Origin of the sequence: Halomonas terrestris, from assembly GCF_049166755.1 — a bacterium.
Classification (GTDB): Bacteria; Pseudomonadota; Gammaproteobacteria; order Pseudomonadales; family Halomonadaceae; genus Halomonas.
On the sequence record NZ_JBMHFZ010000018.1, the window covers coordinates 16461 to 31917 of the forward strand.

The window sequence follows — 15457 nt, forward strand, 5'->3', positions numbered from 1 at the left end:
TTGATGGCCAGCTCGGATTGTCTCGTTGCCGGACCGTGCAAAATTGATCCAGGTCAATGCCTGGCGCTTCCCGCCGCTCTCTTAGACTAAAGGTCGTGGCAGCAGCCCTGGCTCTCTGCCACGCTTTCCTCTAGATATATGTTAATACGCATATAATCATAATAATGATAGCGGGCGAACCACCATGCCGCACCGTGACACCCACTCCGATCACCCCCCCAGGGCGCTCACGCCCATGGGGCCCCCACTTGGCTGGGTCGCCTCCCGCTGCCTGCAGGCGCCGCCCCATCCGCTGTCCTGCACGCGCTGCGTCGACGCCTGCCCGGTCGCGGCCCTCGCCTTCCACGAAGATGGCGACGACGGCGTTGCCCTGCGGGCCAGCGATGCCTGCCACGGCTGCGGCCAGTGCGTTCCGGCCTGCCCCAGCGAGGCCCTGGTCAGCACCGAGCTGGATGCCCTGATGGAGCAGCCGCCGCTCGGCGAGCCGCTGCGCCTGGGCTGTCATCGGGTGGTAGAAGTCGGCGGACCGGCTCGCCTGCACTGCCTGCGCACCCTGGGCCCCGACCTGCTGGCCTGGCTGGCGGCACGCGCCGCTCCCGCGGCGCTCACGCTGACCCTGCCCGAGGGCTGCCGCGACTGCCCGGCCGCCCCCGGGCAGGCCCCGGACACCTGGCGCCGCGACGCCGAGGCGCTCGTGACTGTCGCCGACACCCCCAGCGCCAGCGATTTTCGCGCCGCCCGCCCGGCGGTAAGCCGCCGTGACCTGCTGCGCGGCCGCCCGGCACCGCGGCTGCCGGCCATCGCCGCCGCCGACGCCGCTCCCGCAGCCCGCCGGCTTGAGCGCCAGCGGGTGGCCGCCGAGGCGCTGGGGAAGCCCCATGCGGCACCGGCACTGCCCGGGCTGAGCCTGGCCCCCGATGCCTGTCGGGCCCACGGCGTCTGCGCGCGGGTCTGCCCCACCACGGCCCTGCAGGAGACACCCGAAGGCGAGCTGGTCTTCGACCCCAGGGCCTGCCTCGACTGCGGGCACTGCCAGTCCGCCTGCCCGGAGGGCGCCCTGGCCACCGGCGCACCCGACGGCCCGCAAGCGGTGACGCTGCGCAGCACGCCGCGCATCGACTGCTTCCAGTGCAGGCGCCCCTTCACGCCACCCGGGGGCGATAGCGCCCGGAACGGCAACGAGACCACCGCCCGCTGCCCGGCCTGCCGGCGAGAGGCGGCACTGATGCAGGAGAGCTTCGATGACCTCTTCGGCTAGCCCGGGCCAGTGCGCCCGACGACCGACGACGACCGGTGGCGACCCGCCCCCGCCGCTCGAGCACCCGCGATACCAGCACGACTCGCACAACAAGACGAGCACCCCGAGGGAGATCCGATGAAACTGTTCCAGACCCTGATCAACCGGCGCCGCTTCCTGCAGTCGTCGGCCGCCGTCGGCGCCGCCGGTGCCGTGACGGCGGGCGTCACCGGCCTGCCCGGCCTGGCCCCCGCGCCGGAGGCCCGCGCCCAGGCACGCCGCGGCGAGACGACGATCACCAAGAACGTCTGCGCCCAGTGCCCGGCGCGCTGCGGCATCGACGTCTACACCACCGACGGCCGGGTGCACGCCATCTACGGCGACACCGGCAATCCCATCGCCAACGGCAAGCTCTGCCCCAAGGGGCACCTGGGCAGCTACTTCCTCTACGACCCGGACCGCTTCAAGGGGCCGATGAAGCGCACCAACCCCAACAAGGGGCGCGACGAGGATCCCGGCTTCGTGCCGATCTCCTGGGAGGAGGCACTGGACACCGTGGCCGAGCGCCTCAACGACCTGCGCCGCCGCGGCGAGTCGCATCGCTTCTCGATGTTCTACGGTCGTGGCTGGGGGGCCTCCGACGCCGGCATGCAGGGCACCTTCGGCCAGCTCTACGGCACGCCCAACGCCGCCATCGGCCACTCCTCCATGTGTGCCGACGGTTCCAAGAAGGCCAAGCACGCCACCGATGGCAACAACTCCTACAGCTCCTACGACTATCGCAACACCAACTACCTGCTGATCATCGGGGCCAGCTTCCTCGAGGCCTTCCGCCCCTACAACAACGTGATGCAGATGTGGGGCTACATGCGCACCAAGAGCCCCAAGACGCGGGTCACCACGGTGGACGTGCGCATGAACCCCACCATGGCCGCCTCCGATCGGGCCCTCTACATCAAGCCCGGCACCGACGGTGCCTTCGCCCTGGCCATCGCCCACGTGATCCTCACCGAGGGGCTCTGGGACCGTGAGTTCGTCGGCGACTTCACCAACCCCAACCTGCGGTTCGTCGAGGGCCGGCGCATCTCCCCCGCCACCTTCGCCGAGAAGTGGGTGCACGGCCTGGCCGACTGGTGGAACGAAGAGCTCAAGGACCGCACCCCGGAGTGGGCCGAGGAGGTCACCGGCATCAAGGCCGCCGACATCCGCCGCACCGCCATGGAGTTCGGCAGCACGCGGCCGGCCATCGCGCTGTTCGAACGTGGCGCCACCGGCCACTCCAACGGCACCTACAACGGCATGGCGATCCACAGCCTCAACGCCCTGGTGGGCTCGCTGTTCGCCGAGGGTGGCCTGGGCTACCAGGTCGGCCCCTCCTACGGCGCACTGCCGGCCAATGCCGAGGACTACCTGGACGACCATGCGCGCAACGGCGAATGGCGCAACCAGCCGCGCATCGACATGAAGGGCACCGAGCGCTGGCCCATGGTCGGCAACATGATGCAGGAGTGCGCGCCCAACCACCTGGCGGGCGACCCCTACAAGCTCGATACCGCGATGTTCTTCTACACCAACCCGATCTGGTCGGCCCCCGATCCCCGGGTCTGGGAGGAAGCGCTCAAGGACGTCTTCGTCATCGACACCTCGCCCTTCCCCGGCGAGACGGCCATGTACGCCGATATCGTGCTGCCCGACAGCACCTACCTGGAGCGCCTGCAGGATATCCCCACCTACCCCTTCGAGGGCTGGCCCATGGCGGCGCTGCGGGTACCGGCGGTGGAGCCGATCCACGACACGAAGATGTATGGCGACGTGATCATCGAGCTCGGCAAGCGCATCGAGGGCCCCACCGGCGACTACTACCGGGAACTGGACAACATCGAGAACGTGGTGCGCCACCTGGCGGCCGGCTTCGCCGATGACCCGGGCGACAACGGTGTCAACGACTTCGAAAGCTGGAAGGAGAAGGGCGTCTGGTACAAGAAGCCCTACCAGTGGCGCCAGATCCGCGGCGAGTTCTACGAGTGGGACGGCCGGCGCTACGCACGCCAGCTGAGCGAGGAGGAGGTCCAGCAGAACCTCTTCAAGACGCCCTCCGGCAAGTTCGAGGTGCGCTCCGGCTACCTGGAGCAGCATGCCGACTACATCGAGCGCGAGATGGGCATTCCCCGCGATCGCGCCGGGCTGGTGCAGTGGGTCGAGCCGGTGCACACCGGCGGTGACGGCGATCTTCACTTCGTGACGCCCAAGACGCCGCTTCACGCCGAGGGACGGGGGGCCAACATTCCCCACCAGATGGCGGTTCACCAGCCCATCGTCGGCGGCCGCAACACCGTCTACCTCGAAGTGCACCCGCAGACGGCCAGGGAGCGCGGCATCCGCAACGGCGACCGGGTCAGGGTCACCTCAGACCTCGGCAGCATCGAGGCGGAGTGCCGCTTCGTGGCCTCGCACCGCCCCGACACCCTGGTACTGCCCTTCGAGTACGGCCACTGGGCCCAGGGGCGCTGGGCCAAGGGCCGCGGCCCGGGCAACTCCAGCGAGATCACCGCCAACGTGTCGGATCCGATCTCCGGGCTCGCCAGCTACTACACCGGCAAGGTCAGGCTGGAACGCGCCTGAACCATAACCCCTGACCGAACAAGGCATTGAGGACAACGACTATGGCAAAGTGGGGAATGGTCATCGACCTGGACAAGTGCACCGGCTGCCAGGCCTGCACGACCGCCTGCGCGATGGAGAACAACACCCTGCCGGGAGAGAGCTGGCAGGACGTGCTCTTCTACAACGCGGGCGAGTACCCGAGCGGCCAGATGAAGTGGCTGCCGCGGCCCTGCATGCAGTGCGAGAACCCCTCCTGCGTGCACGTCTGCCCGACCCGGGCCACCTACAAGGACCCGGACGCCGGCGGCATCGTCTTCGTCGACTGGAACAAGTGCATCGGCTGCAAGTACTGCATGATCGCCTGCCCCTACGGCGTGCGCTTCTACGCCGACGAGAAGCCGCTGATCGAGCCCGACATCCGCGACACCTTCCCGAGCGACAACGGCCAGCTGTGGAGCCCGCCCTACCAGAACCCGGAGGAGGACTGGCGGCGCGGCATCGGCATCCAGCCGCCCGGCGTGGTCTCCAAGTGCACCTTCTGCTACCACAAGGTCCGCCATGCGCCGGAGGGCGTGGCCGACCTCGACGAGGACAACCCCGAGGTCAAGGAGTACGTGCCGGCCTGCGTGCGCACCTGCGCCCCCAAGGCACGCTACTTCGGTGACCTGGACAACCCCGAGAGCCAGGTCAACCAGCTGATCGGTGACAAGCACGGGGTTCGCCTCAAGGACCACACCGGCAACCGGCCGCAGGTCTACTACCTGGGCGCCGGCGCCGGCGTGCCCGCCTTCACCCCCGCCGACAGGGAGAATGACGCATGACCACCCGGACTCGTGACAACGCCATCCAGGGCCCCCTGGGCTGGGGGCTGCTGGTGATCGCCGCCGTGGCACTGCTGGCCAGCCTGGGCTATGCCTTTTCCCAGCTGATGGCCAGCGGCCACGCCTCCTTCAACACCAGTTCCAACCTGCCCTGGGGGCAGCCCATCGCCACCTATCTCTACTTCGCCCTGGCCTCATCCGGCTTGGGCCTGGTCGCTGCGCTGCCGCTGGTCTTCGGCTTCAAGCAGTACTACCCGGTGGCCAAGCGCTGCATCTTCCTGGCCTTCATCGTGCTGATCTCGGGGATGGCGGTCCTGGCCCTGGAACTGGGCAACGTCTTCCGCATGCTGTGGGCCATCCCGCTGAACCTGCAGGTGCAGTCGGCGATGTTCTGGATGGGCGTCTTCTATGCCCTGGACCTGGTGTTCCTGCTGTGGAAGTTCAGCAAGCTGCAGGGCGGCGAATGGGACAGCAAGACCAGCAAGCAGGTCGGCATCGCCTCTTTCATCGGCGTGCTGCTGGCCAGCGGCAACCTGGCGCTGATCTTCGGCATGATGAGCATGCGCCCCTTCTGGTTCGATGCCCTGCTGCCGATCTACTTCTACTTCACCGGCGTGACCAGCGGCGTGGCCGCCCTGGTGTTCTTCACCTACCTGGCGTACGGCTTCCGGCGCGAGCGCATGCCCGGCGCCCTCCAGGCGCTGCTCACCGGGGCGCTGCCCAAGCTGTTCGCCGCGCTGATCGGCGGCACCCTGCTGTTCATCGCGGTACGCGCCATCACCGGGCTATACAGCAACAACCCGGAGATCCACCTGGTATGGTCGGACTACCTGTTCGCCTCGCCGCTCTACAACGCCGCCCTGCTGCTGGGCCTGTTGCTGCCCTTCGTGGTGATGCTCAGCGCCTCGCTGCGCAACCGCACGGGGGTGCAGGTACTGGTCGCCTGCCTGGTGTTCCTGGGGCTGTTCGCCGAACGCTTCTACTTCGTGGTGGGCGGCCAGGTGGTGCCGCTGTTCAAGGGCACCTGGGCGCCCGGCCTGATCAGCTACAGCCCCTCCGCCACCGAATGGTCCCTGACCCTGATCGGCTTGTCACTGTGCTTCGTGCTCTACCTGCTCGGCGAGAAGTTCCTGAACCTGGGGGACATGCCGCACCAGATGGCCCAGGCGCCGGCCGGCAACCCGGCGGCCGGCTCACCGGCGGGCACCGCCTGACCCACCCTCACGTCGCATCCTGAAGGAGAAGGGGCGGCCTGCCAGTCGGCGGGCCGCCCCGTCAGCCAGATGACACAAGATCCGCAACTTCCCGATCTGCTGCCGGCCGCCGAGCTCAGCCTCTGCCTCTCCCGGGTCTTCCTCGCCCCCCAGGCGCGGGTCACCCTGGCAGAGGCCCAGGGGCCGCTGCTCGACGACCTGCACAGCCTCGCCGAGACGCTGCCGACGCTCGACACCGAGCGCCTCGGCGCGCTGGCCCGGGCGCTGGCGGCACTGACCGATACCCAGCAGCTGATCCTCGGCTACAGCCGGCTGTTCCTGACGCCGCCGGCCCCGGCCCCACTCAACCTGGGCGCCTACCTGGACGGCGGCCTGATGGCTCGCAGCGTCCCCACCATGGAGGCCCTCTATCGTCGCCACGGCCTGGAACGCGACCCGGCCTTCCGCGAGCTGCCCGACCACCTGGCGCTGCACCTGCAGTGGCTGGCCTGGGTCTACAGCGAGGCCATGGAGGCCACCGAGGCGGGTGGTGACGCCACCCCCGCGCTGACCGATGCCGCGACCATGCTCCACGACCTCACCCTGCCCGCCCTGGCGGGCGTTCGCCGCAAGGTGGCCCAGTCGGTCAACGACGCCACCACCCTGCCCTGGCGAGCGCTGGTCGAGCTGACCCATGACCAGCTGAGCCACGACCTGGCGCGGCTCCAGGCGGCCCTGCCCGCCCTCGCCCCCGAGGCGAATCGCCCCCCGCCGCCAACCGGGGGGCGGGACATGGTGGAGACCTTCGAGGCCAGCGAGGCACCCAGCGAGACGCTCAGTTGCCGCGCCTGCGGCGAGGCATTCGAGAGCGACCCGGTGTTGGCGGAGATGCGCCGGCGGCTTGCTGCGGCCGGCGTCAGCGCCGACCATCTGGCCGTATGCCCGCGCTGCCAGGGCCGCCATGGCGCTTCACCCTCGCTGAAGCCACCCGGCGCCGACCTGAAGGCGTGGCAATGATGACCCAGGAGGAGAGAGCGATGACGCGCATCGGCCCCTTGTGCGAGATCACCGCCGAGTACGTGCTGACCGGCGAGGATGGCGAGCGCCTTGCGGCCTCCACGCCCGAGACGCCGCTGCGCTACGTGCATGGCACGGGCCAGATGCTGCCGGCCCTGGAGGCGGCACTGGAGGGACGTCGGGCCGGCGACGAGGTCAGCGTGACGCTGACGCCGGAGCAGGCCTATGGCCCCCACCGGCCGGAACTGGTCTTCGAGGCGGTGCGCGACAACTTGCCGCCGGGCCGGGAGATCCGCGTCGGCATGACACTGACGCCGGGCGGCCAGCGGGGAAAGTTCTCGCTCAAGGTGGTGGGCCTCACCGAGCGCGGCGCCATGCTCGACGGCAACCACCCGCTGGCGGGCAGGACGGTGACCTGGGAACTCAGGGTGAGAGAGGTCAACCCCGGCAGGCAGCCGCCCCAGGGAGAACTGGACTACCAGCCGATCCGCTGGGTGGAAGTGGACTGACAGCGGGCCGGGAGAGGCCCGATCAGCACATGGCCAGCCGCCGCTCGGGGCGGTTGCCCATCCCGGACAGGCGCGCCTGCAGCCTGGCCAGGCGCTCGGCCTGCCCCTTCTCGGCGGCCAGCAGCACCTCGACGACCCAGCCAGGCGCCGTCTCGGCAATGCGGTAGTAGACCCACTGGCCCTCGCGGCGATCGCTGAGCAGGCCGCAGTTGCGCAGCTGCGCCAGGTGGCGCGACACCTTGGGCTGGGATTCTTCCAGCGCGTGGGTCATCTCGCAGACACACAGCTCCCCCTCGCGGCGAAGCAGCAGGGTCAGGGTCAGGCGGGTCTCGTCGCCCAGGCACTTGAACAGTCGAGCAGGTTCGAACAACCTCAAGGGCTCCCCCTTAACGGGTAACTGGAACGATTATCTTACGCCAAAGTCCGCCCGGCCGACAGCGGCAACGGGTCGCGGTAGCCCCCGTCGGCAAACGAGCGATGTTGGCATTGCCCAGCAAGGACGAGAGCTGCTTGGGCATGGGGGCTCCTGCTCAGCCGTAGCGCCCGGTGATGTAGTCCTCGGCCTTCCTGGTCGCCGGGTTGGAGAACATCGTCTTGGTGTCGTTGTACTCGATGATCTCGCCCAGGTGGAAGAAGGCGGTGTAGTCGGCCACCCGTGCCGCCTGCTGCATGTTGTGGGTCACGGTGATGATGGTGAACTGCGACTTGAGCTTGTCCATCAGGTCCTCGATGGTCGCCGTGGAGATCGGGTCCAGCGCCGAGGTGGGCTCGTCCATCAGGATCACGTCGGGCTGCACGGCGATGGCCCGGGCGATGCACAGGCGCTGCTGCTGGCCGCCGGAGAGCGAGGTGCCCGGCTGCTGCAGCTTGTCCTTGACCTCCTCCCAGAGGCCGGCGTCACGCAGCGCCTTCTCCACCAGGTCGTCCTGCTCCGGCTTGCGGCTGACCATGTCATGCATGCGCGGCGCATAGGCAACGTTCTCGTAGATGGACTTCGGGAAGGGGTTGGGCTTCTGGAAGACCATGCCCACCCGGCGGCGCAGCGCCACCTCATCCATCTTCGCGGCATTCACGTCGCGGCCGTCCATCTCCACCAGGCCCCGGATGCGCACGCCGGGGATCAGGTCGTTCATGCGGTTGAGGCAGCGCAGGAAGGTCGACTTGCCGCAGCCGGAGGGGCCGATCAGCGCGGTCACGTTCTTCTGGAAGATGTCGATGTCCAGGCCCTTGAGCGCCTGGCTCTCGCCATACCAGAGGTTCAGGTCACGGACCCGGATGCTCAGGTCGTGGCTGGCCGACTCGTTGCGCGTATGAGGCTGGCCCACCTCGGGCTTGCCGGCCGGATGGGACGCACGGGGAGCGGTTTGCATGTTCATGTCGATGTCCTCTGTGACGTGCCGGTGCCTACCAGCGACGCTCGAATTTCTTGCGCAGTACCACCGCGGTGGCGTTCAGGAAGATCAGCACCGAGAGCAGCACCAGGATGCCGCCGGCGGTCTTCTCGACGAAGGCGCGATCGGGCTCCCCCGACCAGGTGAAGATCTGGGCCGGCAGCACCGTGGCCGCGTTGGTGAAGGTGGCGCTGACGTCCGGGATGAAGGCCACCATGCCGACGATGATCAGCGGGGCGGTCTCGCCCATGGCCTGGGCCAGGCCGATGATCGACCCGGTCATGATGCCGGGCATGGCCAGGGGCAGCACATGGTCGCGGACCACCTGCCAGCGCGAGCAGCCGACCCCGAAGGCGGCGTGGCGGATGGAGTCCGGCACGCTACGCAGCGCGGTGCGGGTGGAGATGATGATGATCGGCAGGGTCATCAGCGCCAGGGTCATGCCCCCCACCAGCGGCGAGGAGCGCGGCATGCCGAAGAACTGGATGAAGATCGCCAGGCCCAGCAGCCCGAACAGGATCGAGGGGATCGCCGCCAGGTTGTTGATGTTGATCTCGATCATCTGGGTGAAGCGGTTGTCCGGGGCGAACTCCTCCAGGTAGACCGCCGTCATCACCCCGATCGGGAAGGCCACGGCCAGGGTCACCAGCATGGTCATGATGGTGCCCATGGCGGCCGACATGATCCCTGCCAGCTCGGGCATCTTGGAGTCGCCGCGAGTAAAGAAGGTGGTATTGAACTTGAGCTCGGCGCGCCCCTCCTCGACCAGCCGGTCGACGCGGGCCCTGGCGTCGTCGCGCAGGCGGCTGGCATGGCCCTTGAGGTACTGGTCCACCTGGCCGTCGGCCAGCACCCACTCGGTGCGGGTGGTCCCGAGCAGCGCGGGATTGTCCCGCATCTGCATGGGGAGGGTGCGCAGCCAGCCACGGCTGACCAGTTCACGCACCTCCTCGTCCACGGCGGCCAGCGGCAGCTGGCTGGCCTGCTCGCTGTAGTCGACCTCGACCTGGACCTGCGCCTGCTGGAAGGCCGGCAGACCCTTGCCGAGCATGTCGGCGAAGAACACCACCAGGAAGGCCAGCGCCAGCAGCAGGGCCCCCAGGGACATCCACTCGAGCCGAGCCGACTGGCGGTGTCGCTTGCGCAGCTGGGCGCTGATCTCGTCGAAGGATTGACTCATCTTGGCGATTCCTCGGCGTTACAGGTTGTTGACGCGATACTTCTCGCGGAAGCGACGGATCATGATCACCGAGACCAGGTTCAGGCTCAGGGTCACCGCAAAGAGCACCAGGCCCAGGGCGAAGGCCGACAGCGTCTCGGCACTCTCGAACTCCAGGTCGCCGGTCAGCGCCGCCACGATGCGCACGGTCACCGTGGTCATCTCCTCCAGCGGGTTGGCGGTGAGGTTGGGCCGCATGCCCGCCGCCATCACCACGATCATGGTCTCGCCCAGGGCCCGGGAGACGGCCAGCAGCGAGGCGGAGATGATGCCGGGCAGCGCCGCGGGGATCACCACGTCGCGAATCGTCTCGCCCTTGGTCATGCCCAGCGCCAGCGACCCCTGGCGCATGCTGTCCGGCACGGCATTGATCACGTCGTCGGAGAGCGACGAGATGAAGGGGATGATCATGATGCCCATGACGATCCCGGGCGCCAGGGCGTTGTTGAACGACGCGCTGAGCCCCAGGCTGCCGGCCACGGAGACCACCAGCGGCGCCACGGTGATGGCGGTGAAGAAGCCGTATACCACCGTGGGGATGCCGGCCAGCACCTCCAGCACCGGCTTGGCCAGGGTGCGCACCCGGCGAGGAGCGAACTCGGACATGTAGATGGCCGCCATCAGCCCCACCGGGATCGCCACCAGCATGGCGATGGCGGTGATCATGAAGGTGCCGGCGAACAGCGGCACCGAGCCGAACCGGGCGGCACTGGCGGCGTCGTCGGCGCGTCCCGCGGCGGCCAGGAAGCTGTTGCCCGGCGCCCAGACGGTGCCGGTGATGAACTCCCAGAAGCCGTGCATGCGGAAGAAGCGCAGCGCCTCGGAGATGATCGACAGCAGGATGCCGAAGGTGGTGAAGATGGAGATCAGCGCGGCGCCGGCCAGGATGAAGCGGATCACCCGCTCGATGGCCTGGCGGGCGTGGAAATCGGGGGTGACCAGGCGCAGCCCCAGGGTCGCGCCGGCCGCGGCGACGACCAGGCTGCCGGCCAGGAGCCAGGCCGTGGGAATCTCGGCCCCCAGCAACAGCAGCAGGAAGCCGCCGACGCCGCTGACCACCAGGGCCGGCCCGGCGGTGGCAAGGGCGGCAAACCAGCCGTACTGGTCGGGCTGGGCGTACATGGCGGTACCGCTGGCCCGGACCCGCACGGCCTTGGCACGGCCCAGCAGGAAGGCCAGAACCCCGAGTACCAGCACGGCGACCAGGAACAGGAGCAGGGGATGGTTTGGCATCGGCATTCTCTCGTGACGTCTCGGCTCCACGGGAGCCAGTCATGCAACGCGGCCGGCAGCGCAGGCTGCCGGCCTCGTCGTCAGCGTCTGACCGCGATCAGTGCAGGTCGGACACGTCGAGCTTGACGCGGTTGGCCACGGCCTCGCGGGCCTCGGCGCGGGCCTGCTCGGCGGCGGGGATCAGGCCGATGCCCTTGAGGTAGCCCAGGTCACCGACCATCTGCTCGCTCATGAACATCTCGGCATACTCGTACATGGCCGGGACGTCGTCGGCGTGCTGGTTCTTGATGTAGAAGAACATGGAGCGAGCCACCGGGTATTCGCCGCTGGCGATGGTCTCCGGGCCGGCCTCGACGCCGTCGATGGTGGAGCCGATCAGCACGTCGCTGTTCTCCTCGAGAAAGGAGTAGCCGAAGATACCGAAGGCGGTGGTGTCCTGGGTGAGGCGCTGGACGATCAGGTTGTCGTTCTCGCCACCGTCGACCCAGGCACCGTCGGTGCGCACGTCGGAGTAGGCTTCGCCGCCGTAGGCCTCGGCGAAGTTCTCCGAGGCGGCCTCGAGGACCAGCTCCTCGAAGGCATCACGGGTGCCGGAGGTGGTGGGCGGGCCGACGATGACGATCTCGCGATCCGGAAGGCTCTCGTCGATCTCGCTCCAGTGGGTATAGGGGTTCTCGACCAGCTCGCCATCCACCGGCACCATGGCGGCCACGGCCAGGAAGATCTGCTCGCGGGTCACCGGCATGGGGTCGTTGGCGCTGGACTGGGCGAAGGCGATGCCGTCATAGCCGATGAAGGCCTCGGTGACGTCGGTCACGCCGTTCTCGACACAGCGCTCCAGTTCGGAGACCTTCATGCGGCGCGAGGCGTTGGTGATGTCCGGAGTGCCCTCGCCCACGCCGTTGCAGAACAGGCGGGCGCCGCCGCCGGAACCGGTGGACTCGATGACCGGGGTCGGGTAGTCGGTGGTCGCACCGAACTCCTCGGCCACGTAGCTGGAGAACGGATAGACGGTGCTGGAGCCGACGATGCGGACCTGATCGCGGGCCTGTGCCACGCCGACAACGCCCATGACGGTGGCGGCGATGACCGTGGTCTTGAATGCACGGCTCATGAGGATGCGGTTCATGCGAGTCACTCCTGTCAGTGATAGGTATCTGGCCTTCGCACGGCACACATTGCCCCACGTGGATGACACCTTCATGACAGCTGACGGGAAGCGACGGCACCCGATGAACGGCTAGAGGAGCAGCCCCAGCGCCGCCAGGGTGCAGAGGGCCAGCGAGGCTCCCTGGAGCAGGCGGCGGTCGAGGCGATGAGCCACCCGGCCGGCCAGCCAGCTGCCGGCCAGCACTCCCGGCGCGAAGGTCAGCGCCAGGCCGAAGTGCCAGGCGCTGACCAGCCCGGCCGGGGCCAGGGTAAGCAGGGTCATCAGGGCGGTGACCACGAAGAACGCCGAGAGGGTGCCGCGCAGGCGATCCGGCGAGAAGCCATGGAGCAGCAGCACCATGGGCGGGCCGCTCAGCGCCGCCACGGTGCCGAAGATGCCGGAGAGCACCCCGGCGCCGAACAGGGTGGCGCGGTTCACCGGCAGGCGGAAGCGGAACAGGGTCACCGCCACGGCGAACAGCACGCTGCCGGCGATCAGCGTTTCCAGCACCGCCATGGGGGCGGCGAGCAGCAGCCAGAGCCCCAGGGCATTGCCGGGAATCCGCCCCACCAGGGCCGTGCCGATCTCGGCCAGGCGCACCTCGCGCCAGTAGTGGCGCAGGGTGGTCAGCGCCACCGTGAAGCCGAACAGCACCAGGATCACCGGCACCAGCCGCGGCTCCAGCATCAGCAGCAGCGGCGCCCCCACCACCGCCAGGCCGAAGCCGGTGGCGCGCTGCACGAAGGCGCCCAGCGCCAGCACCGCTGCGCAGCCGAGCCAGATCCCGGGGCTCATGTCGGCCCAGGCGAGCAGCGCCTCAGCCATGCCCGGCACGTCCCGCCAGCAGGCGCAGCCCGATGTTGCCGATCAGCGCCGCGCCGAGCATGGTGCCCACCATGGGCCAGGCGCTGTCCACCTCGAAGGCCCCCACCAGCACGCCGGCCAGCGCCCCGCAGGAGAACTGGATGCTGCCCTGCAGGGCCGCCGCGGTGGCGCTCATGTGATGGAAGTGATCGAGCAGCGAGGAGATGGCGTTGGGCGCCACCAGGCCGATGGTGCCGGCGAACACCATGATCAGCGGCACCATGGTCCACAGCGACTCCAGGCCGCTGGCCACCACCAGCACCAGCCCCGCCGCCGCGCCCAGCTGGAGGGTGAGCCCCAGGCGCAGGTTCTGCTGGGGACTGCGCCCTCTTAGCAGGCGGATGTTGAGGCGGTTGGAGGCCGCCATGGTCAGCACGTTGACGCCGAACACCAGGGGGTAGAGCCCGGGGGACAGGTCGAAGTGCTCCAGGTAGAGGAAGGGCGAGGCGGTGACGAAGGCGAACAGCCCGGCGAAGGACATGGAGGCCGCACAGACGTAGCCCATGGCCTCGCGGTGGCGCAGCACGCTGGCGTAGTTGGCCAGCACCTGGCGCGGCGAGGCCGCGGGCGCGCCAGGCGCCCGGGTCTCGGGCAGCCGGGTGCCCAGCAGCCACATCAGGAAGGCCGCATAGGCCGCCAGGAAGACGAAGATCAGCCACCAGTCGGCGAGGTAGAGCAGCCCGCTGCCCACCACCGGCGCCACCAGCGGCGCCAGCAGCATGATGATCGCCATGGTCGACATCACCTTCGCCGCCTCGCGCCCGCTGAAGCAGTCGCGCACGATGGCCGCCGAGTTGACCACGGTGGCCCCGCCGCCCAGCGCCTGGATGAAGCGCCAGGCCAGCAGCTCGGGCAGCGAGCTCACCGTGGTGATCACCAGGCTGGCCAGCAGGAAGGCGACCAGCCCGCCGAGCAGCACGGGCTTGCGCCCCAGGCGGTCGGAGAGCGGACCGAACAGCAGCTGGCCCAGGGCGAAGCCCGCCAGGAAGGCGGGCAGCGACAGCTCGGTATGGTGAATGCTGGCCCCCACGGCATCGGCCAGGGCCGCCATGGCGGGCAGGTAGGCGTCGATGGCGAAGGGGGCAAGCGCCGTGTTGGCTGCCACCAGAAGCGCCACGCGTCGCGCGTTGAGCTCCAAGGAATCTCCTTTTCGCATGAATGAGCGAGACACTTGATAGGAAGCTAATGATAGCCCATCGCGTGTCGCGTGTCGGCGTCTGTTCCCCGTCCCGGCCCCTTGTTAAAGTGGAATCCATCCCAACCAAGGAGCCAGCTCCCCATGGCAGACGATCTGCTTTCGCAACTCAAGCGCATGACCACGGTAGTGGCCGACACGGGCGACATCGAGGCCATCCGGCGCTTCCAGCCCACCGATGCCACCACCAACCCCTCGCTGATCCTGCAGGCCGCCCAGCAGGAGACGCGCCGCGCACGACTGAGGGAGATTGCCCGTCAGGCCGCCGATATCGACGACGCCCTGGATGCGGTAGCGGTCGAGATCGGCAGCGAGATCAGCTCCCTGGTACCCGGCTATGTCTCCACCGAGGTCAGTGCACGGCTCTCCTTCGACACCGAGGCCACCCTGGCCCGCGCCCGCTCGCTGATCGAACGCTACGCTCGGCACGGTGTCGGTGCCGAGCGCATCCTGATCAAGGTCGCCTCGACCTGGGAAGGGATCCGGGCGGCACGCCAGCTCGAGCGTGAAGGCATCCACACCAACCTCACCCTGCTGTTCAGCTTCACCCAGGCCCGGGTCTGCGCCGACGCCGGCGTGACGCTGGTCTCGCCCTTCGTCGGCCGCATCCTCGACTGGCACAAGGCACGCCAGCCCGACGCGGACTTCACCGGCGACAACGACCCCGGCGTGCAGTCGGTCAGGCAGATCTACGAGCACTACAAGGGCCACGGCTACGATACCGTGGTGATGGGCGCGAGCTTCCGCAACTCGGGCGAGATCCTGGCCCTGGCCGGCTGTGACCGCCTGACCATCTCGCCTGCCCTGCTCGGCGAACTGGCGGAATCCGGCGGCACCCTGACGCGCCGCCTCTCGCCGCTGGATGCCGAGACCCGGACACCGGAACCACTGGACGAATCCGAGTTCCGCTGGGCGATGAACGAGGACGCCATGGCCACCGAGAAGCTGGCCGAGGGTATTCGCAAGTTCATGGAGGACCAGCGCAAGCTGGAAGCCCTGCTGGGCGAGCTGAGGAAGGAGTGAC

14 protein-coding genes are annotated in these 15457 nt (G+C 68.7%); 7 read left to right on the forward strand and 7 right to left on the reverse strand.

What is annotated here, in order from left to right:
• The first annotated feature begins 184 nt into the window (after positions 1-184).
• The 6 genes from ACOMD9_RS15730 to ACOMD9_RS15755 all read left to right on the forward strand — a co-directional run bounded on the left by ACOMD9_RS15730 (position 185) and on the right by ACOMD9_RS15755 (position 7381).
• Entirely contained in the window at positions 185-1258 is a 1074-nt protein-coding gene (locus tag ACOMD9_RS15730) for a 4Fe-4S binding protein (protein WP_421416740.1), read from the forward strand.
• Between the two features lie 117 nt (positions 1259-1375).
• Positions 1376-3859 carry a molybdopterin-dependent oxidoreductase gene (locus ACOMD9_RS15735; RefSeq protein WP_421416743.1) on the forward strand — a complete coding sequence of 828 codons (2484 nt, stop codon included), beginning with the start codon at positions 1376-1378 and terminating at the stop codon, positions 3857-3859.
• A 41-nt stretch (positions 3860-3900) separates the two neighbouring features.
• Positions 3901-4662, forward strand: coding sequence for a 4Fe-4S dicluster domain-containing protein (locus tag ACOMD9_RS15740; protein ID WP_421416745.1), 762 nt, complete (start codon positions 3901-3903; stop codon positions 4660-4662).
• On the forward strand, positions 4659-5876 hold the full coding sequence (nrfD, locus tag ACOMD9_RS15745) for an NrfD/PsrC family molybdoenzyme membrane anchor subunit (protein WP_421416748.1): 1218 nt from the start codon (positions 4659-4661) through the stop codon (positions 5874-5876). Before ACOMD9_RS15740 ends, nrfD begins: the two co-directional genes overlap by 4 nt.
• Before the next feature lie 69 nt (positions 5877-5945).
• Entirely contained in the window at positions 5946-6872 is a 927-nt protein-coding gene (locus ACOMD9_RS15750; RefSeq protein WP_421416750.1) for a molecular chaperone TorD family protein, read from the forward strand.
• A gap of 20 nt (positions 6873-6892) precedes the next feature.
• Positions 6893-7381, forward strand: a complete 489-nt coding sequence (locus tag ACOMD9_RS15755; RefSeq protein WP_421416752.1) for an FKBP-type peptidyl-prolyl cis-trans isomerase — start codon at positions 6893-6895, stop codon at positions 7379-7381.
• Positions 7382-7403: 22 nt separating this feature from the next.
• Here ACOMD9_RS15755 and ACOMD9_RS15760 read toward each other — a convergent pair whose 3' ends face one another.
• The 7 genes from ACOMD9_RS15760 to ACOMD9_RS15790 form a co-directional block, all read right to left on the reverse strand.
• Positions 7404-7751, reverse strand: a complete 348-nt coding sequence (locus ACOMD9_RS15760) for a metalloregulator ArsR/SmtB family transcription factor (protein ID WP_421416755.1) — start codon at positions 7749-7751, stop codon at positions 7404-7406.
• Positions 7752-7911: 160 nt separating this feature from the next.
• Positions 7912-8751 carry a phosphate ABC transporter ATP-binding protein PstB gene (gene pstB / locus ACOMD9_RS15765; RefSeq protein ID WP_421416913.1) on the reverse strand — a complete coding sequence of 280 codons (840 nt, stop codon included), beginning with the start codon at positions 8749-8751 and terminating at the stop codon, positions 7912-7914.
• A 34-nt stretch (positions 8752-8785) separates the two neighbouring features.
• Positions 8786-9952 carry a phosphate ABC transporter permease PstA gene (pstA, locus tag ACOMD9_RS15770; protein ID WP_421416757.1) on the reverse strand — a complete coding sequence of 389 codons (1167 nt, stop codon included), beginning with the start codon at positions 9950-9952 and terminating at the stop codon, positions 8786-8788.
• An 18-nt stretch (positions 9953-9970) separates the two neighbouring features.
• Positions 9971-11224 (reverse strand): phosphate ABC transporter permease subunit PstC, encoded by a 1254-nt coding sequence (gene pstC, locus ACOMD9_RS15775; RefSeq protein ID WP_421416759.1) that lies wholly within the window; start codon positions 11222-11224, stop codon positions 9971-9973.
• Positions 11225-11321: 97 nt separating this feature from the next.
• Positions 11322-12338, reverse strand: coding sequence for a substrate-binding domain-containing protein (locus ACOMD9_RS15780; protein WP_421416915.1), 1017 nt, complete (start codon positions 12336-12338; stop codon positions 11322-11324).
• 126 nt (positions 12339-12464) lie between these two features.
• On the reverse strand, positions 12465-13199 hold the full coding sequence (locus tag ACOMD9_RS15785; protein ID WP_421416762.1) for a TSUP family transporter: 735 nt from the start codon (positions 13197-13199) through the stop codon (positions 12465-12467).
• The gene (locus ACOMD9_RS15790; RefSeq protein ID WP_421416765.1) at positions 13192-14376 is read right to left on the reverse strand and encodes a Bcr/CflA family multidrug efflux MFS transporter; all 1185 of its coding nucleotides are present in this window, start codon (positions 14374-14376) and stop codon (positions 13192-13194) included. Before ACOMD9_RS15790 ends, ACOMD9_RS15785 begins: the two co-directional genes overlap by 8 nt.
• 141 nt (positions 14377-14517) lie before the next feature.
• Here ACOMD9_RS15790 and tal point away from each other — a divergent pair, with 141 nt between their 5' ends.
• Positions 14518-15456 (forward strand): transaldolase, encoded by a 939-nt coding sequence (gene tal, locus ACOMD9_RS15795; RefSeq protein WP_421416767.1) that lies wholly within the window; start codon positions 14518-14520, stop codon positions 15454-15456.
• Position 15457 lies beyond the last annotated feature (1 nt).

Excerpts from the sequence above, each read along its gene's own strand:
- ACOMD9_RS15730 (WP_421416740.1), top strand. The coding sequence starts at position 185 with ATGCCGCACCGTGACACCCACTCCGATCACCCCCCCAGGGCGCTCACG.
- ACOMD9_RS15735 (WP_421416743.1), top strand. The coding sequence starts at position 1,376 with ATGAAACTGTTCCAGACCCTGATCAACCGGCGCCGCTTCCTGCAGTCG.
- ACOMD9_RS15740 (WP_421416745.1), top strand. The coding sequence starts at position 3,901 with ATGGCAAAGTGGGGAATGGTCATCGACCTGGACAAGTGCACCGGCTGC.
- nrfD (WP_421416748.1), top strand. The coding sequence starts at position 4,659 with ATGACCACCCGGACTCGTGACAACGCCATCCAGGGCCCCCTGGGCTGG.
- ACOMD9_RS15750 (WP_421416750.1), top strand. The coding sequence starts at position 5,946 with ATGACACAAGATCCGCAACTTCCCGATCTGCTGCCGGCCGCCGAGCTC.
- ACOMD9_RS15755 (WP_421416752.1), top strand. The coding sequence starts at position 6,893 with ATGACGCGCATCGGCCCCTTGTGCGAGATCACCGCCGAGTACGTGCTG.
- pstB (WP_421416913.1), bottom strand. The coding sequence starts at position 8,751 with ATGCAAACCGCTCCCCGTGCGTCCCATCCGGCCGGCAAGCCCGAGGTG.
- pstA (WP_421416757.1), bottom strand. The coding sequence starts at position 9,952 with ATGAGTCAATCCTTCGACGAGATCAGCGCCCAGCTGCGCAAGCGACAC.
- pstC (WP_421416759.1), bottom strand. The coding sequence starts at position 11,224 with ATGCCAAACCATCCCCTGCTCCTGTTCCTGGTCGCCGTGCTGGTACTC.
- ACOMD9_RS15780 (WP_421416915.1), bottom strand. The coding sequence starts at position 12,338 with ATGAGCCGTGCATTCAAGACCACGGTCATCGCCGCCACCGTCATGGGC.
- ACOMD9_RS15785 (WP_421416762.1), bottom strand. The coding sequence starts at position 13,199 with ATGGCTGAGGCGCTGCTCGCCTGGGCCGACATGAGCCCCGGGATCTGG.
- tal (WP_421416767.1), top strand. The coding sequence starts at position 14,518 with ATGGCAGACGATCTGCTTTCGCAACTCAAGCGCATGACCACGGTAGTG.